Origin of the sequence: Sinorhizobium chiapasense (genome assembly GCF_036488675.1) — a bacterium.
Classification (GTDB): Bacteria; Pseudomonadota; Alphaproteobacteria; order Rhizobiales; family Rhizobiaceae; genus Sinorhizobium; species Sinorhizobium chiapasense.
Genome location: NZ_CP133148.1, coordinates 4,030,184 through 4,057,143, shown reverse-complemented (window position 1 = coordinate 4,057,143; position 26,960 = coordinate 4,030,184). Strand labels below are relative to the sequence as shown.

The following is a 26,960-nucleotide window of genomic DNA, read 5'->3' as shown; positions in this document are numbered from 1 at the left end:
TTGCGACGCCTACCGCACGGTCAACGGCCGGGACCTCAGCAATGATTACACGTCTACTTGCCTTTGCCGGCGGCCTCGCCCTTGTTGCATTGGTCGTTCCCGACCTTGCGTCCACCTATCTCGAACGACGGGACCAGGCGGCGCAAGACGCTCCGCGCACCGCGCCCATTGCCGCCGCCAAATATGCGAGCGGCAAGGGCGTCGTTCTTGAAGCCGATCCCGCCGGCCATTTCTTCGGCACGTTTCGCATCAACGGGCGCGCGGAAAGGGGGCTTGTCGACACCGGGGCAAGCACGATTGCGATCAACACTTCGGCCGCCCGTCGCTTCGGCGTTTCCGTCGGCAGCCTCGCTTTCAGTGCGCGGGCGCAGACAGCCAACGGCATTGTCGAGGCTGCCTATGTCCGTCTGGATCGCGTCGAGATCGGCGGCATCACGCTCAAGGATGTCGATGCCATGGTCCTTCCCGACAAGGCGCTTTCCGGCATGCTCGTCGGCATGAGCTTCCTGAGCCGGCTATCGTCCTACCGCGTCGAGAATGGAGCGCTGCATCTCGTCAGGTGATGCGGGCGACAACGATCGGGCGCGGATCCGGCTTTTGGTCCGCGATCGTGTAAAGCGCCGCAACTGCGTTGCGTACGGCTTCGGCCGTCTCCCGATCAGCCGCATGAACGAATGCGATCGGCTCGCCCTTCGCTACTTTCGTTCCAAGCGGGCGCAGGCCCGAGAGGCCGACGCTGTGGTCGATCCGGTCGTCGGGACGGGTCCGCCCGCCGCCAAGCGCAATAACGGCCATGCCCAGTTCGCGCGTCTCGCAGGCTCCGAGATAGCCGTCTCGGCTCGCTTCCACGGCCACCACGACCGGTGCCTTTCTCAAATAGGTCTGCGGCCGGTCGACAAAGTCCGCCGGCCCACCGAGCAGATGGACCATGCGGCCGAAGCGCTCCATTGCGGCGCCGCTTTCAAGCGCGTGGCGCGCCATCGTTTCCCCTTGCTTTCGATCGGCCGCCGGACCGGCGGCGACGAGCATTTCCGCTGCAAAGGCCATGACCACCGCGTCAAGGCGCGTGCCTTTCTTCTCACCGCGCAGATAAGCAAGGCAGTTGTCGATCTCGAGCGCATTTCCGGCCGCGTCCGCGAGCGGCTCGTTCATGTCTGTAATCAAGGCGGACGTGCGGACACCAGCACCGTTCGCAACATCGACGAGCGAGCGCGCGAGGATCTCCGTCTCGTCGGCATCGGTCAGGAAAGAGCCGTTGCCGAGCTTGACGTCGAGCACGAGCGACTGGAGTCCCGCGGCAAGTTTCTTCGAGAGAATGGAAGCGGTGATCAGCGGCACCGAATCGACCGTCGCCGTCACGTCACGGACGGCGTAGAGGCGCTTGTCTGCCGGCGCGAGGTTTGCCGTCTGGCCGATGATCGCACAACCGACCTCGTCGACCACGTTTCGAAAAAGGGCCGCGGCGGGCTGGATGTTGTAACCCGGAATCGATTCGAGCTTGTCCAGCGTGCCGCCGGTGTGACCGAGGCCTCTGCCGGATATCATCGGCACCGCGGCACCACAGGCGGCAACGATCGGCGCCAGCATCAGCGAGACATTGTCGCCGACGCCGCCGGTCGAATGCTTGTCGACGATCGCCCGACCGAGAGCGCTCCAGTCGAGCGTGTCACCGGAATCGCGCATGGCCAGCGTCAGGGCCACGCATTCGTCCCGGCTCATGCCGGAAAACCACACGGCCATGGCGAAGGCGGCGACCTGGCCTTCCGAAATGGAGCCATCGGCGATGCCTTTGACGAAGCCGGCGATCTCGGCCGCTTCAAGCTGGTCGCCGTTCCTCTTCCGTCGGATCACTTCCTGTGGGAGCATAGTCAGGCCGCCGCTGAGGCTTCGCTCGCAATCATCTCTTTGAGGATCGCAGCCAGCCGCTTGCCGCCGACCGGCGCCATATCCTTCGTCTCATGGTGGCTCAGTTCCGCGCCGGTCATGCCCGCACCGAAATTGGTGACGACGGAGGCGGCGGCAACCCGCAAGCCGAAAAAGCGCGCCAGGATGACTTCGGGAACGGTGGACATGCCGACGGCGTCCGCCCCGAGAATGCGCGCCATCCTGATTTCGGCCGGCGTCTCGAAACTAGGACCGGAAAACCACATGTAGACGCCGCTCTGGAGCGGAATGCCAAGCCGGGCCGCAGCCTTTTGCATCCGTTCGGCAAGCTCCGCGTCATAGGCGTTCGTCATGCCGACGAAGCGATCGTCGCTCTCGACGCCGATCAGCGGGTTGAAACCGGAAAAGCCGATATGGTCGGCGATGCGCATCACCGAGCCCGGCGGCATATCCTCCCGCAGCGACCCTGCCGAGTTGGTCAGGATGAGACTTTCGATGCCGAGCCGCTTCAGCGCCTCGATCGGCACGCGCATCGCATTGGCGTCGCCCCGCTCGTAATAATGCACCCGACCGGAGAGCATCGCCACGGGCACGCCACCAAGCTCGCCCGCCACCAATTCGCCGGCATGGCCGGAGACGCTGCTCAACGGGAAGCCCGGGATCTCCGCAAAGGGGACGCGAACCGGTTCCTCCACGGCCTCGACCAGCGAGCCGAGTCCGGAGCCGAGCACAATCCCATAGCGCGGCGCAAACCCTCCCAGCCTTGTCTTCAGGAACTCCGCCGCGTCGTTCATCCGAGGATCTCTGTTTCGAAGCTGTGCGGAAGGAGATCGGAGAGCGCCAGCGTTTTCTTCACACCCGTCTCGTCGCAGAGATAGATCCGCGTGCTTGCGCCGGAGAATTCCGCCAACCGCTGCCGGCAGCCGCCGCAGGGCGGACAAAGGGCAAGCTTCTCGGCGACGACGGCAACCTCCATGATCTTGCGCTGACCGGCCATGACCATGTGGCTGATCGCCGTCGTCTCGGCGCACCAGCCTTCCGGGAAGGACAGGTTCTCGATATTCGCGCCGGTGTAGATCTTGCCGTCCTCCGCGCGGATGGCGGCACCGACCGGGAACTTGGAATAGGGCGCATGCGCCTTCGACATAGCTTCACGCGCCGCAACGAACAGATCGTTCTCCATCTTAGCGCTCCTTTACGTAAGGTACGCCGCCCGCCTTGGGCGGTATTGCCTTGCCGATAAAGCCGGCAAGCAGAATGACCGTCAGAATGTAAGGCAGCGCTTGCATCAACTGCACCGGAACCTGGCCGACGAGCGGCAGCGGCGTGCCTTGCAAACGGATGGCAAGGGCATCGAGGAAACCGAAGAGCAGGCAGGCGAGCATGACGTTCTTAGGCCGCCACTTGGCGAAGATGAGGGCGGCAAGTGCGATGTAGCCCTTGCCCGCCGTCATGCCCTTGACGAAACCGGCTGTCATCGCCAGCGACAGGTAGGCGCCGGCGAAGCCGCAGAGAATGCCGCAGCAGATGACCGCGCGGTAGCGCAGCCAGATCACGGAGATGCCAGCCGTATCGACCGCTCCCGGGTTCTCGCCCACAGCGCGCAGCCTCAGGCCGAAACGGGTGCGATAGAGGATCCACCAGCTTATCGGCACCATGGCGAAGGCAAGGTAAGTGAGCAGGAAATGACCGGAAAGCAGATCCGCATAGATCGGCCCGAGGATCGGCACCTCGCGGATCGCATCCGCCCCGGGGAAATTGATGATCTGGAACCTTGCGCCTTCGGCAAGCGCCGGCGTGCGGCCGCCCTGGCGGAACCAGGCCTCGCCAAGGATCACGGTGGCGCCAAAGACAATGAAATTGATCGCGACACCCGAGACGATCTGGTTGCCGCGCTGGGTGATCGAGGCATAGCCGTGGACGAGCGACAGGAGCACGGAGATGAGGATCGCGGCGAGTAGGCCGACCCAGACCGATTGAGTCACGGCGGCGGCGGCGCCCGCAGCGAAGGCTGCACCGAGCATCTTGCCTTCGAGACCGATATCGAACACGCCGGCCCGCTCGGTGAAGAGCCCGGCGAGCGCCGCAAAGACCAGCGGCACCGAGACCCGGATCGTCGATTCCAGGAGCACGACGAGGACGTGGAAGAAATCCATGACTTCAGGCTCCCTTGGTCTGCACGACAGCGGCGGCGCGCTGGCCCCACATCGCGAATAGACGTGTGATGGCGGGGCGGAACATGTTTTCGAGCGCACCGGCAAAGAGGATGACGAGGCCCTGGATGATGACGATCATGTCGCGCGAAATCGACGGCATTTCGAAGGCGATTTCCGCCCCGCCCTGATAGAGCACGCCGAAGAGGACCGCCGCCGGAATGATGCCGCCCGGGTGAGAGCGACCCATCAGCGCGACGGCGATACCGACGAAGCCCGCCCCCTGGACGAAATCGAGCTGCATGCGGAACTGTTCGCCCATGATCGGGTTCAGCGCCATCATGCCGGCGAGCCCGCCCGAGATCATCATGGCGATGACGGTGATCCGACTTTCACGAATGCCGGCATAACGCGCCGCGGACGGGCTGTGGCCCATGGTCCGCATCTCGTAGCCGAACTTCGTGCGCCAGATCAGCACCCAGACGGCAAAAGCTGCGGCCAGCGCCAGCAGGAAGGAAATGTTGAACGGTGCCGTACCGATGTTCAGTCCGAAAATGGAGAGCAGCCAGTCGAGTTTCGGCAGTTGGCCGCCCTCGGCGAAAGTGCGTGTCTGCGGCGCCATCGACCCGAGCGGTTTCAGCACGCGCGTCAACAGGTAGACCATCAGGCTCGAGGCAATGAAGTTGAACATGATGGTGGTGATAACGATATGGCTGCCGCGTTTTGCCTGCAGCCAGCCGGGCAGGAACGCCCAGAGCGCACCGAAGAAGGCCGAACCGATGATCGCGACCGGGAAGACCACGTACCAGGGCATCGTCTGGTCCAGCCAGAGGCAGGCGAGCGCCACCCCGATGCCGCCGACATAGGCCTGCCCTTCGCCGCCGATATTGAAGAGCCCGCAGTGGAACGCAACGGCGACGGCAAGACCGGTGAAGATGAAGGTCGTCGCATAGTAGAGCGTGAAGCCGATATATTCGCCGCGGCCGAAGGCGCCGTTGATCAGGTGATAGGCGGCCTCGAACGGATTTTCACCGACGAGCAGGACGACAAGTCCGGCGACGATGAAGGCAACGGCAAGATTGACCAGCGGGACCAGACCGTATTCGACCCAGCCCGGAAGCTTTGCATAAGGGGTGCTCATTCTGCGGCCTCCTTGCGGCCCTCGACGCCGGCCATCAGGAGGCCGAGCTCGCCCTCGGTCGCCTCGGGGCTGCGCTCGCCGACGACACGTCCGGCAAACATGACGAGAATGCGGTCGGAGAGCGCGCGGATCTCATCGAGTTCGACGGAGACGAGCAGGACGGCCTTGCCCTGATCGCGCATCTCGATGATCCGCTTGTGGATGAATTCGATGGCGCCGACGTCGACGCCGCGGGTCGGCTGGCCGATGATCAGCACGTCCGGTCCGCGCTCCATTTCGCGCGCAAGCACGATCTTCTGCTGATTACCGCCGGAGAAATTGGCCGTCTTCAGCCGCGCGTTCGGCGGACGGATGTCATATTTGGCGATCTTCTCCTCGGCATCCTTGCGGATCGCATCGATGTTCAGGAAGACGCCGTTCAGGTAGCGCGGGTCGTTGTGGTAGCCGAGGATGGCGTTCTCGCTCTCCTCGAACTTCAGGACAAGCCCGACATGATGGCGATCCTCCGGCACATGCGCCAATCCGCGAACCCTGAGCGCGGCGGGATCCCTATGGCCCGTCACATCGACGGACTCGCCGTTGAGCAGCACCGTTCCGGAGGTCGCCTTGCGGATGCCGGCGATCGCTTCGAGCAGCTCCGACTGGCCATTGCCGGCGACACCGGCAATGCCGACGATCTCGCCGGCCCGCACCTCGAAGGAGACGTCATCGACCATGGTGACGCCGCGGCTGTCCTTGACCGTCAGGCCCTGAACCGAAAGTTTCACGTCGCCGGGCGTGCCCTCGCCCTTCTCGACGCGTAGCAGCACGCGACGGCCAACCATAAGTTCCGCGAGTTCTTCGACCGAAGTCTCACCTGTCATGCGGGTTGCGACCATTTCGCCGCGACGCATCACCGAGACCTCGTCGGTGATCGCCATGATCTCGCGGAGCTTGTGCGTGATCAGGATGATCGTCTTTCCCTGGGCCTTGAGCTGACCGAGGATGCGGAAGAGATGATCGGCCTCGGCCGGCGTCAACACGCCGGTCGGTTCGTCGAGGATCAGGATATCGGCCTTGCGGTAGAGCGCCTTCAGGATCTCCACGCGCTGCTGGAGACCAACCGGCAGTTCCTCGATCGGCGCGTCCGGATTGACCTCGAGCGCATATTCCTTCTCCAGCCGCTTCAGCTCTTGCCGCGCCTTGGCGATGCCCTTGTTGAGGATCTGACTGTCCTCGGCACCGAGCATGACGTTTTCAAGCACAGTGAAGTTCTCGACCAGCATGAAATGCTGGTGCACCATGCCGATGCCGACGGAGATCGCCGTATTCGGGTCGCGGATCGAAACCGGCCGCCCATCCACGACGATCTCACCGCTATCGGCCTGATAGAAGCCATAGAGGATCGACATCAAGGTCGACTTGCCGGCGCCGTTCTCTCCGATAATGCCGTGGATCGTGCCTTTGCGAACCTTGAGATTGATATTCTTGTTGGCGTGGACGGGGCCGAAACTCTTATCGATCCCACGCAATTCGATGGCAATATTGTCCATATTGGCCCTGCGATCCCCAATCTTGCCCTGCTTCGGTTCTCTTCCCAAACCGTGCCGGCAATTTTTTTACCATTTGGTATAAGTTTATCATCGATTTTCGGGCGCGAAAGCCCTCAATCGTGATCTCCTTATACTCTCACCGGATCGCTGGTGAGAGTCCAGCGTGAATATACACAGCCCTATCACGTGATTGTCGCCGCAAAACGGCGACGGCTCATTCTTCATATCCAGGCGGGCTTCACATTCAGGCGGGCGGCCGCAACAGCCGCAAGGCATTCATGGTCACCAGAACGGTCGCGCCGGTATCCGCCAGGATCGCGGGCCAGAGGCCCGTGACGCCGGCGATGGTCGTGACGAGGAAGACCGCTTTCAGGCCCAGCGCCATGCCGATGTTCTGGTAAATATTGCGCATCGTCGCCCGCGAAAGCCTGACCATGGCGGCGATGTCGGAGACACGCGCATGCAATGAGGCGGCGTCGGCCGTTTCAAGGGCAACATCCGTTCCACCGCCCATGGCAATGCCGACATCGGCTGCCGCCAGCGCCGGCGCGTCATTGATACCGTCACCGATCTTGGCAACCTGAAGTCCCTCGGCTTTCAGCTGACGAACGATGTTCTGCTTATCCTCCGGCAGGAGGCCGGCATGGATCTCGATTCCCATGGGGCGCCCGATCGCCTCCGCTGTGCGGCGGTTGTCGCCCGTCAGCATCACTACGCGGATACCGGCGTCGCTCAGCGCTTTCACGCCTTTTGCCGCATCGGCGCGCGGCTCGTCGCGCATCGCCAGCGCCCCCGCTGCCCGGCCATCGACAACCAGAACGGAAGCGGTTTTTCCCTGGTCGTGGAGGCTCGCGATCCGCTGCTTCTCAGTCGCGGAGAGTGGCACGCGCTCGTCGACCGCCTCCACCGAGCCGAGAAAAAGCTCGACCCCGTCGACTGAGCCCTCGATACCCTTGCCGCCGATCGCCCTGGCGCGTGCGACCGGGGGAAGCTGCAGCCCGTCCGCAGCGGCGCGGGTGCGGATAGCCAGCGCAAGCGGATGGCTGGAACCGTGTTCGAGTGCTGCCGCATACAGAAGAACATCCGCTTCCGTCAGGTCGAAGCCTACGACATCGGCGACCTTCGGCTTCCCTTCGGTAAGCGTACCGGTCTTGTCGAAGGCGGCAGCGGTAACCCGGCCGATACTCTCAAGTACCGCGCCGCCCTTCAATAGCAGGCCGCGGCGAGCGCCCGCCGAGAGGCTCGCGGCGATTGCCGCCGGCGTGGAGATCACCAGCGCGCAGGGGCAGCCGATGAGCAGGATCGCAAGCCCCTTGTAGATCCATTCGCCCCAGGCCGCACCCCAGAGGAGCGGCGGCATCAAAGCAACCAAAGCGGCGACGATGACGACTACCGGCGTGTAGTAGCGGGAGAAGCGATCGATGAAACGCTCAGTCGGCGCCTTCATCTCCTGCGCTTCCTCGACCAGCCGGATGACGCGTGCAATGGTGTTGTCGGCGGACGCGGCAGTGACGCGCACACGCAGTGCACCGTCGCCATTGACCGTCCCGGCGAACACGTCGTCGCCAGCTTCCTTGCGAACGGGCGCGCTTTCCCCGGTGACCGGCGCTTCGTCGACCATGCTTTCGCCCGAAAGGATCGCGCCGTCCGCGGAAATTCTGTCTCCCGGCCGGACCAGGATCGTCGCCCCCACCGGCAGGCTCTCGGCCGGAACCTCGCTTGTCCGGCCATCGATCTCGATGAGCGCCGATTTCGGCACGAGCGCCGTCAGCGACTGTATGCTCGCCCGCGCCCTGCTCGCCGCGACGCCCTCCAGGAGTTCACCGATCAAAAACAGAAAGACGACCATGGCCGCTTCCTCCGTGGCGCCGATGAAAACGGCTCCGAGAGCGGCAACGCTCATCAGCATCTCGATCGAGAAGGGCGTGCCGGCAAGTGCTGCCATCAGCGCGCGTCTTGCGATCGGCACGAGGCCGACAAGCATGGCGAGCGTGAAAATCCAGGGCCCCGTCGCGGGCAGAAACTTGCCGGCGCCATAGGCGACCGCGAGCGCGAGGCCACACGCAACGACAAGCCGTCCCTTGGCCGTCCTCCACCAGGGGCCGGCGGCAGATCCATGATCATGGCCGTGACTTCCAGTCGTCTCCAGCCGCATCGGGCTGGTACGGGTCGGCTCATCCGTCGACGAAGCGTGGTCGTGCCCATGCGCGTGGTCGCAACAACCACAGCCGCCGGCACCGGGCGCTTCGCCGACGCTCATGCCCGCCAACGGCGATAGCCGGTAGCCGAGGCCGCCGACCCTGCGCAAAATGTCCGGGCCGATTTCGCGCCCGTCCAGGTGGCGAACCGTCATCGTACCCGCGGTGACCGACACCCTGACGTCCTCCACGCCGGAAATGCGCCGCACGGCGGTATCGATTTTCGATGCACAGGACGCACAATCCATACCTTCGACGCGGTATCTGCTTTCCCGAAAGTTGCTCACATGCCTTCTCCTAGCGAAATCGGAAGCAGGCTAAGACCTCTAGCCACTAGAGGTGCAAGGAGAAATATAGCATTTTCGCGCCATAGCGACGTCGATCGCAAATCAGCCTTCGAGTTCCAGGAGGAAGTAGGTGGTCGGCCCGTCGGGCGCGTCATTCGAAAGCCGGAACGAGATCGGGCCCGTTCCGCTTTCAACCGGCGGATGAACGGTACCGTCGAGGCCGACCGGTGACAGCTTCCATTTCGCTGCCGTTCGCGACAACGCCAAGTCAACCTCACCTTTTCGGATCAGAACCGGCAATCTGCCGAAATCCTCGATGACCTTTTCTTCGCTGTCACGAAAGACCATGCCGGTGTTCTGGGCATCGGTCGCAAAGACCAGCAGAAAACGGCGGCTGTCGGGAAGGGTCGCGGGCGTATCGAGCGCCGACAGCGCGACGAGCCCATTCCCGTCAGCCCGTTCTATCCGCAGAATACCGAGATCGATCGGCTCACGAAGGGAGGAAAATGCGGCCGCTTCTGTCGAAGCGGTCGAGACGCGCAGCTGCCCGGTGGCGCGCTGCAGCACGATCTCTCCCGTGCTGCTTTCATAGAGCCCCCTTTCGACATCTGTGGCATTGCCGGGCGGGAGGATGCCGATGTCACGGAACTCGGCGAGGATATCAGCACTGACCTGGGTCCGCGGTTGGACGACGCCGATGTCGAGCCGCGCTGGATCTGAGCGCTTCAGCCCTACGCGGCCGACCAGGGCCAGATCGGTCGATTGATCCGGCTCGCGCGCCTGCATGTCCTCGCCAAGATCTTCCTCGCCGCGAACCGCGAAGGGGATCGTTATCGCCGAGGTCGCCACATCTCCCCGCCGGTAGACGAGCGCCGCAAGCGTTTCACCCGCCCGGGCGACCGGATCGAGCGCGATCGCATAGGGAAGCATCGCCTTCTTGTGAGGATAGGGCTCGCCGTAGGCGAGCGCGATCGGCCCATGAGCATGCCTGCAGAGCACGTCCCAGCCCTGCAGCGCCGCGTAAGCCGGCATCACGAGGCCCGCTTCGTAGCGGTAGCGGTTCCAGAAGAGATGATCGTATTCGCTGACGATGAAGGGTTTTCCGAGCCAGCGCGCAGCGGCGATCATGCGCATATAGTTGGCACTGTCGGCAATCGCGCTTGTCTGCAGGAGCGCGCTGCCTGGAGAATAGCCACCGACCCAGTCGTGATAGGTATTCATCGTCACGGCCTCGAGGTCGCGCCTGCTCAAGCCCGTCTGCACCGTGGGCCAATTGTTGTAGGTGCTGATCAGCCCCCTATATCCGAGATCCCGCAGGACCTTGCTCATCCGCGCCGCCGATGATCGCTCGACGTCCACGATGAAGGCCTGGAGATCGCGCATGCGGGGACTATCGGCGTATCTATCGGCCGGCAATTTCACGGAAGCTGTCTCAAGCCGTTCATCGTCCTCAAGATCGCCCCAGGCTTTCGCGAGCGTCTCGGTCGAGGTGTAGCGTTTCACAAGCCAGTGGTTGAATGGGGTAGCGAGCGCCGGGTCGTACGGCGGCTTGGTCGGGCGATCATGCACGACGCCGTCGAACTCGATGCCGTTCTCGTTGGCAAGGATCACCAGCGCCAGAGCATCGTCATGGATTGGCGCGACACCCGTATAGGGATTGACCCGGCCCAGAAATTTCTCCTGCGACCTCTTCCAGTGGGCGAAGGCTTCCTCATCGAAATGAAGCAGGAGCTTCAGATTTCCATTTGCATCCCAGCGATCATCGTAGCCACCGTAGGCGCCGCGCGGCGACGACAGGCCGTCGACGATCCAGTGGATGCCGTTGCGCTTGAGCGCGGCAAGCAGGTAGTGGATGCGGTCGAGCGTCTCCGGATCGAAGTCGAAATCCTCATGCCGGCCGAACATCAGGCTCGCATCGGTGAAGTGCAGCCGCGCGATGTTATAGCCATGCAGCGCCAGTTGCCGGGCATAGCGGTCAGCGCCGTCATGGTCCGGGAAGCCGCCGGAAGCCGGGCTCCAGGCGAGCGAGGCGCAGAGCATCCTGACCGGCTTTTCCGGAGCCTCAGCGAAGGACAGTTGCCCCTTCGGGCCGGCAATCAGCCGGTGGCCTGCATCGATAGTGTCGTTCGGCAAAACGGACGAGAAGTCGAGCGGGCTGCCCGCACGGACCTCTAGTGAGATTTCCCGGACCGGCAGCCATTGGTCGGAGGCGTGGGCAGGCGGACCGGCAAAAAAAACCACCGCTGCGGCGAGCAGTGCGCGGCCGTTCATGCGGGTTTGCCGAGGATTCTGCTCTCGATTGGCGCGCCCGGTTTCAGGCGTGGCCGGAACAATCCGACGGCCAGAGCGGCGGCATGGAAGAACCAGGCAACGACCGTATAAAGGCCCATTCCGAGGCCGCGCTTCTTGAGGCTGACCAGCAGGACAACGGCTGCAAATATGGCTGAGACCGAGGCAATCGCCATACCCTTGTCGGGCAGGAACAGGATCAGGCCGAGCGAGAGCGCCCACCAGAGATAGACGAAGGCCCATAATTTCAGTTCAGGTAGTTCCCGTAGCACCTGCAGAAAATAGGGCTTGCCGAAGGAAGCGCGTAGCAACTCGCCGATGCCGTAAAGATATTTGCTCTTCCAGCGGCGGACGAGCAGCCGGTAGGAATTGACGGTGTGGCCGAAATGCTGGACGAAGCGACGGTCGAGACGATGGAGCCCCCATCCGGCGCTTCTGAGCCGCACACCGAGCTCGAACTCCTCGTAGCCGTGAAGATTCCGGTCCGAAAGATAGCCGACATCCTCAATCGCGGCGCGCCGATAGAGTCCGCCCCCGTTCATGCGGTCGATCGGGCCGATGCGGTTCTCAGGCGCGTTGCGTTTGACGCGCCGGGCGAATTCCAGGTTGGAAACGAGCATCTCCTCCACGTGGCCGGTAACACCGCCAACCGAGGGATTTTCCGCGAGGAAAACGATCGCCGCGTCGAGAAATTCGGCATCCAGCAGCATGTCGCCGTCCATCAGGCAGACGAAGGCGTGGCGGGAATACTGGAAACCGAGTTGCGGCCCGATGCCACAGCTCGGAAGCGCCGGCGGGACGATCTGCGCGACGGTGACCGGATATTGTGATGCGATATCCACGGTCCGATCGGACGACCCGCTGTCGGCAATGATGATTTCGGCCTCTTTGTCCGCCAATGCCGCGACGACGCTCTCGATCGTCGCGGCAATCCGCTTCTCTTCATTCAAGGTTTTTATGATGACGGATATTGTCAAAAGAGCCCCCAGATGTCGGCAGGGTGTCGTGACGGCCTACAGCGCCGCGCGTCTTATCAGACGCGCAAAGGACGCTGTAGCACTTTGAATTGCTGCATGTTTTTATCCTCAAATCGGCGACGATTTAAGGAAACATGCAGGGAGCAGTCCGGCAATCGTTTCTAGCCGGGATAACTTGAGGTTTGGTTTATTCACGGCGCGCGGTGCAGCAAGCGCGGCCACTGCCGCACCATGAACCACGCCGCCGCCGCGCCACAACCGCCGCCTGCGAGCTTGACCGCAAGATCTTCCCAGCGGGCGTGACGATCCATGGACAGCATCTGCAGCAATTCGAACCCGACCGCCGTTGCAAGCACGATCGCAATTACAAACGGCAAACGTCCCGGATAGCCGATCATGAACAGGAGGCCGAGGAGGCCGAAAGCGCCAAACCGTTCGACATGCACCCATGTGCCGATATGGGGGCGCATGCCGATCGGAGACAGCGTCGAATAGGCGATCACGCCGAACAAGAGCCAAGCGAGCAGCGATGCGATGCGTCTGACGTTCATGCTTCAATCCAAATCGTCGTGACCTGTCTTCCCCAGAGCGGTACCGAGGATAACGTGCATGGTGCAAAACGCTGCAGCAGCGCCGCGGGAGGACCCGGCTTATTTCGACAGCAGTGCCCCGTATACCGCAAGCGTCTTTGCGGCGACCCCCGTCCAGCTGTAGGTCAACTCGGCATGCCTGATCTTCGAAAGGACCTGCTCCTCGCTCGGAGGATTGGCAATCTTGCTGCTGATCGCGGCTGCAAGCGCGTCGATATCGCCCAGTGGAAAATAGTCGTCGGAAGGAAGGTCCAACTCGCGGTTGGCGACGATGTCGCTCGCCAGCACCGGCAGGCCATGGGCCATTGCCTCCAGGAGCGCGATCGGCATGCCCTCGTGGCTGGAAGGCAGTACGAAGAGGGCCGCGTTGGCGAAGAGCTCCGCCAGCCGGTCGCCGGTCTGAAAGCCTGCCAGAACGACGCCCGTGATATTTGCGGCCATTGCCCGCACCTGCTGAACGTAAGGCGTCTCGAATTCCCCGTCGCCGGCGAGCACAAGCTTGAATTCGGCGTTGCTGAGCCTCGCGAATGCCTGGATCAGGTCCGTCTGGCGCTTCTCCGGGACAAGCCGCGCAGCCAGCAGAATATAGCGGCGCGGCTCCAATCCAAACTCGGCGAGGATGCCGGTGTCGCCGCGGAAGGGGGAAACGGCGACCCCGTTCGGGACAAAGGTCACGGCCGCCCTGTGGCGCTCGCCCATGGCGTGAACGATCTCCTTCGAGATCGCGATGCGGCCGTGAGAGAGGCGCATGCCCATGAACTCCCCGAGACGCAACATGCGCTTGGCGAAGCCGCCCCATTTCTGCCGGTCGTAGTCGTAGCCGTGGTGAGTGACGACCACCTTCATGCCAAGAAGCCTCGCCAGAGGCACCAGGAGCGCCGGTCCAATAGCGTGGATGTGCAGGATATCGGGTCGGCGCAAAGCCGCGAAACAGACACCTACGAAGGTGTGTGCGAAGGCTTCCAATGCCATCAGTCGCGGTGCCCAGAGCGGAAAGACGCGAATCCCGTTCCAGGAGAACGACGACGGCTTCTGCAGGTAGTGGCGGCGTCCGATGACGTCTGCGTCCCAGCCATGCTCCACAAGCTTGCCCGCGAGCATCTCGACGTGCTTCTCGACGCCGCCCTGGACGCTGGGGATGCCGCGCAAGCCGAGCATCACCACGCGCCGCCGGCCACGCCGGCCGGCCGCGGGCCGCGGAATGCTTGCGAGTTCCTCCGGAAGACCGGCGGGCATGCTGTGTGTGCGCGGAAAGGCGCTCGACTGCACCATCCGGTTTCTCGAGACTTCGGACTCTCTGCTCATGGTTGTCAGCCCCAGGGGTTTCCCTCGACGGCTTATGCACCCCGAGCGCCTACTGTCTCCGTAAGAAATTCCTTAAACTTCGAAGGAAATGCACAAAAATCAAACGGTTGCACCGCATGGGCGGGCGCTCTCCCGCCAGCGCCCGCCGGTGGCGCAATCGCAGATTCCGTCTCCGGTTTAACTCTTTGAAACTACACAATTCCGGACGGAAAACCGTTACACACTTTTCCTGGAATTGCTCTAGCTGACCCCAAGTGCTGCGTAGAGGTCGAGCGTCCTGGCGCGATACGCTGCCGCAGAGAACTCGCCGGCGATCCAGGCGCGGCCCGCAGCGCCCATTTGTGCGCGAACGGCCGGTGCAAGATCGGCCATGGCATTCAAGACCCTCGCGAGATCTTCGCCGTCGCCGGCCGCCGCCAGCAGGCCGGTCTCGCCTTCCTTCACCATCTCCGGGATGCCACCGATCGCCGCACCGATAACCGGGCGTCCGAGCGCATAGGTCTCGAGAATGCTGACCGGAGCGTTCTCGTACCATTCTGAAGGAAGCACGAGCGCCAGGGACTGGCCGATCAGGCGATGCAGGTCGTGCCCCGAAAGATAGCCGGCGAAACTCACGTCCGCGCCGAGTTCGGCCGCGAGTTGCCGAAGGGCTGCTTCCTCCGGCCCGGTACCGGCGATGATCAGCCGCTGCTTCGAAAGGGCGACGGCCCGGATCAGCGTCGCGAGTCCCTTTTCCGGAGCAAGCCGGCCGGCAAAGACGAAGTAGTTTCCCTCCTGCCAGTCGTCACGATACTCCTCGACGTCGACGAAATTCGGAATATGGATCATCTTCTCACGCGGCCAGTTCCACTCGGCGAGCTTCTCCAGGTAGAACCGACTCGGCACCACGAAGCGATCCACCTTTTCGCGGTAAAGACCGAGCAGGCGATGCAGCATGGTTTCGGTGAGCACGACAGCGCTGAGCGACACGGAGTCCTTGACGCAGCGGTGGCGCAGGACGTTGTAAATTCGCCCGCCGCTGCAATCCTCGCAGACTTTTCCGTCACGAAGCATCTTGTAGGACGGACAGGCGAGCTTGAGATCGTGAACGGTCATCACCACCGGAATGCCGGCTGATTTCAGCGTCGAGAAGATTGCCGGCGACAGATGGTGATAGACGTTGTGGGCGTGGGCGACCGACGGCCGCACCCGCTCGATGAGCCGGCCGATGTTGCGCTGCGCCTCAAGGGAATAAATGACGCTCGCGGCCTGAGAGACTTTTCGCAGCAGACCCGTCTGCCGGCCGTATTCGATTTCCGATACGAAATAATCCGACCACGGGGAAGCTTCGTTGCGATCGTGCTGCATGGCGAACGGCACCACATCCCAGCCGATCTCTCCGAACATGGTCATGTGGTCGAAAAAGACCGTCTCCGCGCCACCGCGGCGATAGAAGTAGTTGTTGATCGCCAGCAACTTTTTCCCGGAATCTGCAAAGCCCGCCACGTGCGCACCTCACCACTTGATCCGGTTGAGCACCTGATCGACCGGAAGCACCTGACATCCCTTGCCGACCGCATAGCGGACCAGATGATCGAAGGTTTCCGGGGTGCAGCCGTAGGGTGTCGGAGATGGCGCTATGTCATGCGTGAAGAAGACGAGCCAGCCCGGACGCTCGACGACGTCGTCTATCCAGCGTGTCAGCACACGCGCGTGCTGCTCTGGCTGGCGGATCTCGACGGCCTTGAGCATCAACGGATCCACCAGTCCGCGATTGATGGCCTCGCCGCCCGCCCGGCAGGTGCGATAACGCCTACGAAGCTCCTGACGCGCCAGAGGCCAGGCTGCATTGTACGGAAAAGCGAAATTTGCCGGGGCGGTGGCCACGCCCACGCCCTCGAGATAGGCAGCATTGCGATCGAGATCGAGGCCGAGGGCGGCAGTGGACATGTCCCGCATCCTGCGATGCGAGAAAGTGTGGCAGCCGATTTCGTGCCCACGAGCCACTAGCTCGCCACAGCCGGCCGGCGAGATCAGCGTTCGGTCCGGTTCCACCTGACCGGCAAGCCCGCCGGCAATGTAAAAGGTGCCGCGGACGCCGTGTCGCTCCAGAATAGCTGCCCCGTGGTCGAGCGCACTGTCGGGAACGTCGTCAAAGGTGAAGGAGACGAGCGGCGCTGCCGTTTCCAGCCGGCGTCGTTCCCTGCCGAAGCGCCAGATCAGCCGGTTTGCCAACCGGTCGACGAGCCCGTCGATCTTCCGTGCGACCTCAGGCATGCGCCATCGTGCTCCTTTTCACCGGTTGCCGATCGACCTTCAACACCGCGGAGGACTGGAGATGCAGACCGTAGAGCGCGAACATGAACGTGAACCAGATCAGATTTCCGCCCTCGAAGAACAGCGTCTCGAGGCCGGCATGGAAAATCGTGTAAAGCCAGATGCGAAGGAAGAGCCGCGTGAGGTGGGCGTGCTCGCAGTCCGGAGCGATCCGGGAGATGTCGCGCAGCGGCAGCAGAATGACCCAGATCAAGGTCAGGATCAGCCCCGGAAATCCGGTCATCAATGCGACATCCAGGTAGGAATTGTGCCCATTGGCCGCAGCCACGGCCCACGTCTCCACCGACCCGCCGCTGTAGACCAATTCTTCCGTCTGCCAGAACGCCCGGAAGCCATAGCCAAGCAACGGATGCTCCGCCAGCGCCGAGAAGGCGAAACGCCAGATATCGGCGCGGTTTGTAAATGTCGCGTCGATGCCAAGCCGGCTAATGAATTCTCCGAGCGGGATGAAGACGGCCGACCCGACGGCGAAGAGATTGAAAAGCCCAACACCGCCGACGGCGATCGGGATGCGCAGGAAACGCGCATGCTCGAAAATCCATGCGAGGATCAATATCGCGGGGAGCATCGCCGTCGAGGTCTTTCCACCGGTGTGGACGAGAAAGACGCAGGACAGCGCAACGATCGCCATGCCGGCGAGGCGCGACCAGGTATTCATGACGAAGAAACCGAAGAAGGCGCCAAGCACCATCGCGGCGGCGGCGCTGTTCTTGTGCGGAAAATGGCCCCGCCACAATCCGGCGTTCATCGGTTCACGCAGTTCCGAGGCCTGGTGTATGGCAAGCGACGGCTTGAAAAGGATGCCGTAATAGGCAACCGCCAGCATGAAGAGTGTGCCTATCCCGAGCATCTTGGCGAAATGTCGTTCCGAGTCCGGCATCAACAGATAGACACTGGCATTCACCGCCATCATCGCGCTGAGAACGACGCCCTTGATGCCGAGGATCGGATGCGCGGAAATGACCGAGACGAGAAGAAACCACGTGAACAGCACAGCCAAGAGGAGGCGCGGCTGCAGGATGATATTCCGCATCGGATGAAGCACACCGTAACAAAGCGTGCCGGCGAAGAGAGCCAGGGAAATGATCTGATTCAGCCGACTGGAATTGCCGGCCGAAGGGTCCAGGATCGCCTCGCCCGTCAGGTCGACAAAGGGGTCGATCGAGATCCACAGGAACAGGAACATCGCCATGAACAGAAAGGTTCCGGCAGGCGCCATCAGGGTCTGTGTGGACCGATCCTCGCTGTAGGTGGCACTGCTCATGCCTGCGGCTCCCTTTATGCGGCCATTGGCCGTGGGCCGCGAACATACTTCCACAGGCCAAGGATCAGCGCGGCTGCCACACCGATGAGGAGCCCCGCTACACCGCCGGCAATCAGGAGGATGAATGTCCGGGGCGGCCAGGTTCGGGAGTTCGGAGGCACCGCGCGCGAGATGACGCGGACATTGGTCGCGTCGATCTGCTGACGCTCGGTGATCTGCTGGGCGCGAGCGAGGTGCGTTTCATAGATCGCCGCCTTTGCCCGTGCGTCGCGCTCCAGATCGCGCAGCTGGACCTGGGCCTCGTTGTCGGTGAAGACATTCGATTTCTCGGCGCGTGCCTTGTCGCGCAGCGCGCCGAGCGCCGTTTGTTCCCTGTCGAAATCGGCCTTCGCGCGCTCCAGGATGCGCCGGGCTTCCTCGTCCATGGCGGCTTCCAGCGTCGTCCGTTCGGAGCGCGTGGAAACGAGGCGCGGGTGCCTCTCGCCGTAGATCAGCCGCATCGAGCCGATCTGTTGCTGGAGCGCATTATACTGTTGCCGCAGGTTCGTCATGTTGGCGGATTCGAAGACCGAAGCGCTTGCCGTCTGCTTCTCGGCGATGGCTGCACTCATCTGCTTGTAACGCGTCTCGGCCAGGATGAAGCCCTGCTGGGCGGCCAGGACCTGGGTATTGAGCTCGCTGGAAAGCTGGTTGCTGACGAGCTCGCCGTTGCTCGACTGCAGTCCGCTCGCGCGGCGGAAGTCCTCGACCTTCTTTTCGGCCTCGGTCACGTTGCGGCGGAGCTCGTCGAGACGGGCGTTCAGGTTCCGGGCGACACGGCCGGCGCTTTCCGCGGCCGACTGGAAAAGTTCTGTTTCAAAGGCATCTACGATCGCATCCGACAGGGCGACGGCCTTTTCCGGTTCTTCGCTCCAGACCTTCATGACGACGACGAAGGAACGCTCTTCCCGCCGCGCCTCGACCCGCTCCGTGAGAGCGCGCAGCGCCGCCAGGTGCTTGTCGGCGGCTTCCTCCTGATCCGACAGGAGCAGGTTCTTCAGAAAATCCAGCGGGGACGGTTTGACGAACTCGACATCCTGCGTCAGCTGCAGCTTGTCGATGACGCGCGCCAGAACGTTGCGCGACGTGAGAATCCTGAGCTTGCTTTCGACCTCCAGCAGTTGCGCGTCGCGCTGCGGGTTGCTGGTGAAGACGTCGTCGCTGACAACGTTGAGATTGGATGGATCGACGACGATGTCGGCATAGACAGTGTATCGCGGCGACGCCATCAGCGCGTAGGCAAGAGCGGCGGCAACGCAAAGGACGACGGCAATGGCAATCCACCGCACCCCGTGGCGCAGCCATAGGATCACGTCATCGATGCCGATCTCGCCGATGAGCTGAAGACGAGGGAGCCATTCACCAACGGTCGGCTGTACCGGCTCCCGGGCCGGCGGAGCCGGTGGGGCCGGCGGAAAATCCACGGCTCGGAGCGAAATCCCGCGATCTTCGGGAAGGATCGCCTCTTCCTCTTCCGCAGTGGGGACGAGATCGAGCAGCGAGCCTTCGCCGGAGCGAAGCCGCCGATAGCGTGTCTGCAGGCGTAATCCTTGCTCCTCGGGCTCGCTCCGCCGATACATCCGTTTTTCCCCACGCATGCCCTTGAAGCCAACAAAGAGCGTCCTGCGTACCCCGCATCCATTGTTAAGAACTAAGCCAGCACGGTGAATATTCCGTTAAGTGCGGCTGGCCGTCGGTAACCATTCGCCGGCCGCAAAGAACCAGGGGCGGAGTGCGGTCGGAAAACCGCCAGCACTTTCTCATCTGGCTTTAGAAATCCGTAATCAGCCTGCTCCAGCTCTCCGAGGCGAGGCCGCCGATATAGATGTCATTGCGCGAGGCCGCCTCCATGAGGTCGGCGTGGCGCGTGACCATGCAGAAATACCCCCGGTGGCGGAAGGACAGCCATCGCTGGCGCAATATGGCATTCATCAGGAAGGGCTGCGCCATGCCCACGGCGGCGGCATAACCTTCGCTATCGAGCGAGGCGAACATTTCGCCGGTGACGTCGAATTCGCGTCCCTCCTCGCAAAGCACATTCAGCACATTGGCAATCCCGTTCTCTTTGCCGAAGAAGAGGAATGCGCCAACGGTCCGTCCGCTTTCACAAATCACCTTCCTGCAGTGCAGCGCCCCGAGGCTCCTGTTCAAGGAGGCAACGCCGGCGAGCCAATCGAATTCGGATCGCGACCAGGTGGGGCGAACCGAAAAGCGCTTAAGCATCGGTCCCGCGCACTGGCGGAACTCCTCGAGGCTTGCCAGCCGCGTCTCAAATCCCGGCACCGGAGTGGGTTTCGTCGACGGCCTCCGCCAACGCAGCACGCGATCCGCCAATGCAAGCGCGCCGATGACGGCACGCAACCGCAGCAGCGGAACGCGGCGGCCCGCAAGGAAGGCGCCCGCGGTGAACGGCCGAAACGAGCGTCGCCATTCGAGACTCTGGATGGGCATGACGACACCGCCGCCGGCAACCCAGTGATCGGCGCTCACCGGAGACGAATTGTCCGAAAAGCACATGTCCTGTCGCGCCGCGCGCATCATGCGGGCAAGACGCGCGGCACCCGCTGCCCCGGCCTTGCCGTCCGCCATGAAGGCGCAGAGAAGCCGGGCGATGGTCGGGCGGCCGTGAACCATGAACTCGATGGGAACCGCAAGGATCGCGCTGTCGATGTCCCCTGCGCCATTCTCGTGAACGACGCTCCCACATTCCGGAGTGCAATGGGGACTGCCGAAGAAGACTGTCTCCAGGTACCGCCGGAGATCGTCTCCGGCGTCACAGTCGGTCTTGCGGAAAATCTTGTTGAACAGCTTGCCGATTGTGGGGACGTCGCCGCGCTCCATGGCCCTTATGCCGGCCGGTCGGCACAGGTCGGTTTCGCCGGCCGGCGCCGATTGAGCGTCCCGCAGGTCAGCCTTCATGCACCATCCTTGCGGCAAGTTCCGGCCGACCGGCCTGCGCCCTGTCGCGCCGAACGAAATGCAGGAACACACTCCATGTGGCGACAACCATCGCGATCTCGATCACATAGAACGAAACGAATGTACCGGCAGGCGGGGCATACCAGCTCGCCCAGGCGGCGAGCGCCGCCCCCGCGACACTGCCAAGTCCCATCACTGTTGCGCGGGCGGCGTGGTAACCCGAAGCGCCGAGCGCTTCCACCGCCACAGACCAGATGGCCATAGGTACGATGACCCAGCAAAGGTTCCTGACAAATGCGACGAGAGAAATGTAATCCTTGCCGAACAGATAGGGCAGGATCGGCGCCAGCACAAAAACCACCACGGCCGCCGCGACGCTGATGCCGGTGGCGGCGATCAGCACCTTTCGCACCCGCTCCAGCGCGTGATGCAGCCCAGCCGCGGAAATTCTTGCCGAACCGGGGTAGATGAGGCGATGCAGCGCCTCGACGGACAGGTAGCTGCTCTCCAGCATCCGGCGCGCAACGCTGTAGCTCGAAACGATCTCGGCGGTCGCGACGAGACTGAGGACGAGCAGGTCAGCGTTCTGGCGCACGGCGCGCAGGATGAACGGGATGCTGAAATAGAGGCCCTGCGCCAATTCCTCACGCACGATGCAATAGCTTGGCCTACCGAGCCCCCTGATCGCCCACATGCAGGCCAAGGCCACCAGGACGTGGCATATGAACTGCCAGACGGCCCAGGACGCGACCGTGGCGACGCCGAAGGCAATGCAGGCGAGCGCCGCCGCGGCTGTCCGTGCGACCGCGAAACCGACCACGACGACGTTCGCCGAAGCGAAGTCGGAATGGGCGAGAAAGATCTGTTCCACCAGCACGATGACGCGAACCAGCACGACATTGGTCACGAGCATCAGCGTGATCACCGCGAAGTTCGTCAGCGGATCGGCGGAAAGCTTGAGAAAGAACGGCAGCACGGCGGCCCCGATCAGGACCAGCGCCACGCCGCTTGCCGCCGTCAGAATGACGTTGTGGCCAAGCATCTGCGGATAAATGGCGCGATCGCGCGCGACCCGGCGCACGAGGCATTCCATGGCGCCGAGCCCGCATAAGTGAACGGCAATGTTGGCGACCGCTGTCACCGCAACGAAGACGCTGAATTCATGGACGCCGAGCCAGCGCGCGAGAATCGCGAAGGTCAGAAGCTGCGCCGCTGACCCAATGACGAGACTGCCGCCAGAGGCAATATAGGACACGAGCATCGGCAGAAATGGCTTGTACCTGCCCGGTTCCGTTGCGCATTCCGAAGCCATTGCGATCTGCCTTTGACGACTGCCTGACGTCGTGCGCGGCAATCGGGCGGACGCGTGGTCCGCCCGGTCACCGGCATCGATCGCGCGGACCCTACCACGCAGAAATGATTGCGCGGTTAACATACTCGCATCAATTGCATTTTAGCTTCCGTTTACCTGGATGCGTTAGGGTCCGCGGCGATCTGATTTTCCATCCCCAAACCCAAGGAGCGCTCGTGCAGCAGGGCCACGATCAATTACGCGGCAATCGGGCAGGCGACCCCTCGGTTCGCCTCGTTCGGTTCATGGACGTCGAGCTCGAGCTGGCGCCGGACGTCCTGGTGCCAAGGGAGGAAACCGAGCTCCTCGGGCGTCGCGCCGCGGCCATCCTTCGCGATCACGCCGGGCAGGCGACGGTCATCGACATGTGCTGCGGCTCAGGCAACCTTGCGCTCGGCATCGCGGCCAACATTCCTTCCGCGCGTGTCTGGGGCGCGGATCTGACGGACAGCACGGTGGCGCTTGCGCGCCGCAACGTCGAGCGTCTCGCCCTTCAAGGGCGCGTAGCCATCCGGCAGGGCGATCTTTTCGCCGCGCTCGAGGGTGAGGGGCTCGAAGGCGCGGTCGACCTGGTCGTCTGCAATCCGCCTTACATCTCGACATCGCGCCTCGAAAGCGACAGCGCCCATCTTCTCACAACCGAACCGCGCGAAGCCTTCGACGGCGGCCCCTATGGCATATCCATCCATCAACGCCTGGTGCGCGACGCCATTGCCTTTCTGAAGCCGGGCGGCCGGCTGCTGTTCGAGTTTGGAGAAGGGCAGGAACGGCAGGCGGCCGCGCTTCTCGCCCGGACCAAGGCCTATGGCGCCGTGACATTTGCGACAGATGCAGCGGGCAAGCCACGCGTGGCCTTGGTGCAGAAGCTTGCCAGCGAAAGCCCGGTCAACGCATTCGAAGGACGCGCAAGATGAGCGATATCCGTCCTCTGGAAGCGGCGGACATTCCGGCCGTTGCCGGGCTGTTCCAGAGCGTATTTCGCAACGGGCAAGTGACGCCGCCCACCTTCATCGACTATCTCCGCCAGCTCTATCTGGAAGCGCCCGGATGCGACCCGGAGATTTCGCCGCTCGTCTACGTCAACGGAGGCGGGCGCATTTCCGGCTTCGTCGGCGTGAACGCCCTGCCGATGACCTTCAACGGCAGACGATTGCGCGCGGCGATCTGCGGATCGCTGATGGTCGAGGGGCACGAGAACGATCCGCTTGCCGGCGCACGACTTCTCAAGGCTTTTCTCGCCGGCCCGCAGGATCTTTCCTTCAGCGAGACCGCGAGCGAAGTTTCCACGCAGATGTGGACCAAGCTGCGCGGCATCGCGCTTCCCCAATACAGTCTCGAGTGGATACGGGTCGTCCGGCCTTCGGCTTTCGCGCTCGATCTCGTCGCGGGCCGCATCCGGCCGGCCCGCCTGCTAAGCCCACTGGCGCGGTCGGTCGATCACCTTTATCGCAACAGGATGGACCGTGGCAGATTGCGCTGGTCGGGCCTGGCGGAAAGCCCGCCCGCCCGCGGGGCATTGCAGGTCTCGGACATCAATCGGTACGCCTTTGCCGCTCTCTTCGAACGGCTGACGGCGCAGTTCGCATTGCGCCCCGACTGGGCGCCAGGACAACTCGATCACGTATTGGCGGATGCAGTCGAGAAGCCGGAATTTGGCGAGCCGGTCTTCGCTGCCGTCACCGCTCGCGGCGGCACGCCGGTGGGTGGGTTCTTCTACCACGTACGTGCCGGCGGTATCGCCAGGGTGCTTCAGGTTCTCGCCGCGCCGGGACAAGCCGGTCCCGTCATCGACTGCCTCATCGACCACGCAGCAGCGCGCGGTGTTGCGGGCCTGCGCGGGCGAACACAGCCCGCCCTGCTGGAAGCGATGCTCGGCCGCCGCATTGCTTTCGTTCACGCAGCCTCGACCGTCGTCCACTCCCGCGACGAAGAACTCGTCGACGCCTTCCGCAAAGCGCAAGGCTTCATGAACGGGCTCGCAGGCGAACAATGGAACCGTGTGTTCGGTGGCCGTTTCGATTGACACCGCGCTGGAGAGAACGCTGGCGCCCCGTCCCGGACAGAGCGGGATGAGGAAAAGTGTGCGCGGTTTTCCGCCCGTATCCCGCGTCTCACGTTTATGATTTTGGGTCGATCCGACCCAGAATCATCGCGACCTAGTGACCGATTTCCTCAACAGGCTGGACGAGCTGCGGCCCCAGGTGCAGGTAGCGTGTCGCCTTGCGCTTGGCAGCAATGTCGGCCCAGACGCGCTCCACCTGGATCGCGGTCAGTTGCGCCACGCGGGCAACCGCCTCGGCACTGATGCCGTTGTTGAGACCATAGAGGCAGAGGTCCATGCGATCGTAGGGCAGCGAGAAGTAAAATTCCTCCTGCGTCTGCGCGAGCGAATAGGTGTCCGTTGTCGGCGGCCTGCGCCGGATTTCCTCGGGGACGTCAAGGTAGGCGGCGAGCTCATAGACCTGCGATTTGTAGAGATGCGCGATCGGCTTGACGTCGGCCGCGCCGTCGCCGTTCTTGACGAAGAAGCCCTGGTCGTATTCGAGCCTGTTCGGGGTTCCGAGAACGGCGAAGTTCAACCGGTCGGCGTGATAATATTCGATCTGCTTGCGCGTGCGCTGCTTCATGTTCGTCGCGGCAACGATGCCGAGATAGACCGAGGGCGGCATGCGCAACCTTGTCTGCTTTCCCGCAGGATCCTGCACGACCAGCGAGGAGATGTTGTAGCCATCGCCTTCGAGCGCGTTGGCGATGACGATCTTCGATGCCCAGCCCAACCCATAGTCGGGAACAAGCTCTCGAATGAAAGCGTCGCGGCGCTTGTAGCAGCCCATTGCCGCGAGCGTTGGTCCGATGTCCTCGACGACCGCCTCGACGCCGAAGCTTTCCGCCACCAGCCGGCCGAGGCGAAGGCTCTCCGGATCGGAGTCGTTTTCCGGCATGAACACACAGAAAACATTCTTCGCACCGACGGCGCGCACCGCCAGTGCCACCGAGACGCTGGAATCGATGCCGCCGGAAAGGCCGAGCACGAGGCCGCGTTTGCGCATGCCGCGCAGCTGCGCGCGCAGCCCTTCGACGATGCGATCCGTCTCCGCGGCCGCGTCCACCTTCAGGCTATCGGCCGAGAAGACAAATTTATCCTGATCCGGACGGATGTTCATTCTGCGGGCTCCAATGTTTCGGCCGCCAGCCTGCGGCTGACCTTGCCTGTATCGGTCTTCGGGAGTTCGGTGCGGAATTCGACGATCTTCGGCACCATGAAATCCTCGAGGTGGCGGGCGCAATGCCGAATGATGTCCTTCTCGGTGAGGGCCGGATCCGAAAGAACGACAAGCGCTCCGATCGCAGCCCCGAGCACCGGATCAGGAACACCGATCACAACCGCTTCCGCAATTCCCGGATGGGCATGCAGCACGGTCTCGACTTCCTTCGGCGCCACCTTCTCGCCGCGCGTCTTGACGATGTCGTCCTTGCGGCCGACGAAATAGAGGAAGCCTTCCTCGTCGGCCCGGAAGAGATCACCCGTGTAAAGCACCTTCTCCCAGGGGTTCGGGCCGGGCCGCAGCATGCGCTCGGTCGCCGCGTCATTACGCCAGTATCCCTGCATCACGTGCGGGCCTCGGATCACCAGCTCGCCGGGAACGCCAGGCGGCACCGGGTTTCCCTCGTCGTCGACGACGAAGGCTTCCGTGTTCGGAATGGCGATCCCGACCGATCCGGGCCGACGATCGAGTTCCTCAGGCGGCAGATAGGTGCAGCGCTTGCATTCCGTCAGGCCGTACATGGAATAGAGCCGGGCAGAGGGGAAGAGTTCTCTCAGACGCGCGATATGGGCCGGCGGCAGCGCCGCGGCCGTGTTGGAGATATAGCGAAGGCTCGACAGAAAGCCGGGCTCGAGATCGCGCATCTGCAGGATCATCGCCGCCATCGTCGGCACGAGAGGAAAGCCCGTCACGCCTTCGGCACGAATCCGCTCGAAGATCGCCTGCGGGAAGGCGAAGGACTTTTCGAGGACGAGCGTGGCCCCAAGCCGGACAGCCATCAGGAGCTGATAGAGGCCGTAGTCGAAGGCGAGCGGCAGGACGTTGAGGATGACGTCGTCCGGCGTGTTGCGCAAATAGGTGGTGATCGATTCCGAAGCCGCATCGATATTGCGATGCGTCATCATCACGCCCTTGGGCCGGCCGGTCGACCCGGAGGTGTAGATCAGCATCGCGAGATCGATATCGATGCCGCCATGAGGGACGAAGAGGAGTGCTGCCGCCAGGCAATCCTCGAACGAAGCGGCGCCTTCCGGCGTCCGGCCTCCTGGCGCAGCGGTCGAAGCGACGAAGGGTGGCGCGCCGGGCAGAAGGTCGCGTGCCTCCGCGACGATCGGCATCAGCTTGGCCTGAGTGAGAATCGCCGCCGCGTCGCAATCGTCGATGATATAGGCGAGCTTGTCGGCCTTGGTCGACGCGTTGATCGGGCTGAAGGTCGCACCGGCCTTGAGGATCGCGAAGATCGAAACCGCCGCCTCCCAGCAATTGTCCATGAAGACCAGAACCCGGTCGTTCCGCTTTACGCCGTTTGCAGCGAGGGCAGCGGCAAGGCGGGCCGAGAGATCATCGAGCTCTTCGTAACTCAGCCGCTTCCGCTCGGTGACGAGCGCCGTCTTGCCGCCGCTTGCTCCGGCGTTCCTGATGAGAAATTGCTCGAACCGCATACGCGTG

General features: G+C 63.1%; 22 protein-coding genes. 3 read left to right on the top strand and 19 right to left on the bottom strand.

Annotated elements, in window-relative coordinates; translation table 11 throughout:
• The first annotated feature begins 41 nt into the window (after positions 1-41).
• Positions 42-563: a retropepsin-like aspartic protease family protein gene (locus RB548_RS19225; RefSeq protein ID WP_331372791.1), complete on the top strand. Its 522-nt coding sequence runs from the start codon at positions 42-44 to the stop codon at positions 561-563.
• Here RB548_RS19225 and deoA read toward each other — a convergent pair.
• From deoA to RB548_RS19140, 17 genes are all read right to left on the bottom strand, one after another.
• Entirely contained in the window at positions 556-1,872 is a 1,317-nt protein-coding gene (gene deoA / locus RB548_RS19220; protein WP_331375020.1) for a thymidine phosphorylase, read from the bottom strand. The two genes, RB548_RS19225 and deoA, sit on opposite strands and share 8 nt — an antisense overlap.
• Positions 1,869-2,678 (bottom strand): purine-nucleoside phosphorylase, encoded by an 810-nt coding sequence (locus tag RB548_RS19215; RefSeq protein WP_331372790.1) that lies wholly within the window; start codon positions 2,676-2,678, stop codon positions 1,869-1,871. The genes deoA and RB548_RS19215 overlap by 4 nt, the downstream gene beginning before the upstream one ends.
• Positions 2,675-3,067 carry a cytidine deaminase gene (locus RB548_RS19210; protein WP_180939687.1) on the bottom strand — a complete coding sequence of 131 codons (393 nt, stop codon included), beginning with the start codon at positions 3,065-3,067 and terminating at the stop codon, positions 2,675-2,677. Before RB548_RS19210 ends, RB548_RS19215 begins: the two co-directional genes overlap by 4 nt.
• Before the next feature lies 1 nt (position 3,068).
• On the bottom strand, positions 3,069-4,040 hold the full coding sequence (locus RB548_RS19205) for an ABC transporter permease (protein ID WP_331372789.1): 972 nt from the start codon (positions 4,038-4,040) through the stop codon (positions 3,069-3,071).
• Positions 4,041-4,044: 4 nt separating this feature from the next.
• A complete protein-coding gene (locus tag RB548_RS19200) occupies positions 4,045-5,178 on the bottom strand; it encodes an ABC transporter permease (protein WP_331372788.1) in 1,134 nt (377 codons plus the stop codon).
• The gene (locus RB548_RS19195; RefSeq protein ID WP_331372787.1) at positions 5,175-6,710 is read right to left on the bottom strand and encodes an ABC transporter ATP-binding protein; all 1,536 of its coding nucleotides are present in this window, start codon (positions 6,708-6,710) and stop codon (positions 5,175-5,177) included. Before RB548_RS19195 ends, RB548_RS19200 begins: the two co-directional genes overlap by 4 nt.
• Positions 6,711-6,954: 244 nt before the next feature.
• Positions 6,955-9,156 carry a heavy metal translocating P-type ATPase gene (locus tag RB548_RS19190; protein ID WP_331375019.1) on the bottom strand — a complete coding sequence of 734 codons (2,202 nt, stop codon included), beginning with the start codon at positions 9,154-9,156 and terminating at the stop codon, positions 6,955-6,957.
• A gap of 141 nt (positions 9,157-9,297) precedes the next feature.
• Positions 9,298-11,466: a glycoside hydrolase gene (locus RB548_RS19185; RefSeq protein WP_331372786.1), complete on the bottom strand. Its 2,169-nt coding sequence runs from the start codon at positions 11,464-11,466 to the stop codon at positions 9,298-9,300.
• Positions 11,463-12,461 carry a glycosyltransferase family 2 protein gene (locus RB548_RS19180; protein WP_331372785.1) on the bottom strand — a complete coding sequence of 333 codons (999 nt, stop codon included), beginning with the start codon at positions 12,459-12,461 and terminating at the stop codon, positions 11,463-11,465. The genes RB548_RS19185 and RB548_RS19180 overlap by 4 nt, the downstream gene beginning before the upstream one ends.
• Before the next feature lie 191 nt (positions 12,462-12,652).
• Positions 12,653-13,012 carry a VanZ family protein gene (locus RB548_RS19175; protein ID WP_408642385.1) on the bottom strand — a complete coding sequence of 120 codons (360 nt, stop codon included), beginning with the start codon at positions 13,010-13,012 and terminating at the stop codon, positions 12,653-12,655.
• A 99-nt stretch (positions 13,013-13,111) separates the two neighbouring features.
• Positions 13,112-14,356, bottom strand: coding sequence for a glycosyltransferase family 4 protein (locus RB548_RS19170; protein ID WP_408642384.1), 1,245 nt, complete (start codon positions 14,354-14,356; stop codon positions 13,112-13,114).
• 240 nt (positions 14,357-14,596) lie between these two features.
• The gene (locus RB548_RS19165; RefSeq protein ID WP_331372784.1) at positions 14,597-15,841 is read right to left on the bottom strand and encodes a glycosyltransferase family 4 protein; all 1,245 of its coding nucleotides are present in this window, start codon (positions 15,839-15,841) and stop codon (positions 14,597-14,599) included.
• Positions 15,842-15,850: 9 nt separating this feature from the next.
• Complete coding sequence (locus RB548_RS19160) at positions 15,851-16,612, bottom strand: polysaccharide deacetylase family protein (RefSeq protein ID WP_331372783.1); 762 nt, start codon at positions 16,610-16,612, stop codon at positions 15,851-15,853.
• Complete coding sequence (locus RB548_RS19155; protein ID WP_331372782.1) at positions 16,605-17,936, bottom strand: O-antigen ligase family protein; 1,332 nt, start codon at positions 17,934-17,936, stop codon at positions 16,605-16,607. Before RB548_RS19155 ends, RB548_RS19160 begins: the two co-directional genes overlap by 8 nt.
• Positions 17,937-17,950: 14 nt before the next feature.
• Positions 17,951-19,555 carry a GumC family protein gene (locus tag RB548_RS19150; RefSeq protein WP_331372781.1) on the bottom strand — a complete coding sequence of 535 codons (1,605 nt, stop codon included), beginning with the start codon at positions 19,553-19,555 and terminating at the stop codon, positions 17,951-17,953.
• 190 nt (positions 19,556-19,745) lie between these two features.
• A complete protein-coding gene (locus RB548_RS19145; protein ID WP_331372780.1) occupies positions 19,746-20,894 on the bottom strand; it encodes a GNAT family N-acetyltransferase in 1,149 nt (382 codons plus the stop codon).
• Positions 20,884-22,206 carry a lipopolysaccharide biosynthesis protein gene (locus RB548_RS19140; RefSeq protein WP_331372779.1) on the bottom strand — a complete coding sequence of 441 codons (1,323 nt, stop codon included), beginning with the start codon at positions 22,204-22,206 and terminating at the stop codon, positions 20,884-20,886. Before RB548_RS19140 ends, RB548_RS19145 begins: the two co-directional genes overlap by 11 nt.
• Before the next feature lie 104 nt (positions 22,207-22,310).
• Here RB548_RS19140 and RB548_RS19135 point away from each other — a divergent pair, with 104 nt between their 5' ends.
• Both RB548_RS19135 and RB548_RS19130 read left to right on the top strand, forming a co-directional pair.
• Positions 22,311-23,159 (top strand): N5-glutamine methyltransferase family protein, encoded by an 849-nt coding sequence (locus RB548_RS19135; protein ID WP_331372778.1) that lies wholly within the window; start codon positions 22,311-22,313, stop codon positions 23,157-23,159.
• The gene (locus tag RB548_RS19130; protein WP_331372777.1) at positions 23,156-24,268 is read left to right on the top strand and encodes a GNAT family protein; all 1,113 of its coding nucleotides are present in this window, start codon (positions 23,156-23,158) and stop codon (positions 24,266-24,268) included. The genes RB548_RS19135 and RB548_RS19130 overlap by 4 nt, the downstream gene beginning before the upstream one ends.
• A gap of 133 nt (positions 24,269-24,401) precedes the next feature.
• Here RB548_RS19130 and nadE read toward each other — a convergent pair whose 3' ends face one another.
• Complete coding sequence (gene nadE / locus RB548_RS19125; RefSeq protein WP_331372776.1) at positions 24,402-25,409, bottom strand: NAD(+) synthase; 1,008 nt, start codon at positions 25,407-25,409, stop codon at positions 24,402-24,404.
• A complete protein-coding gene (locus tag RB548_RS19120; RefSeq protein ID WP_331372775.1) occupies positions 25,406-26,953 on the bottom strand; it encodes a class I adenylate-forming enzyme family protein in 1,548 nt (515 codons plus the stop codon). The genes nadE and RB548_RS19120 overlap by 4 nt, the downstream gene beginning before the upstream one ends.
• Between the last annotated feature and the right edge of the window lie 7 nt (positions 26,954-26,960).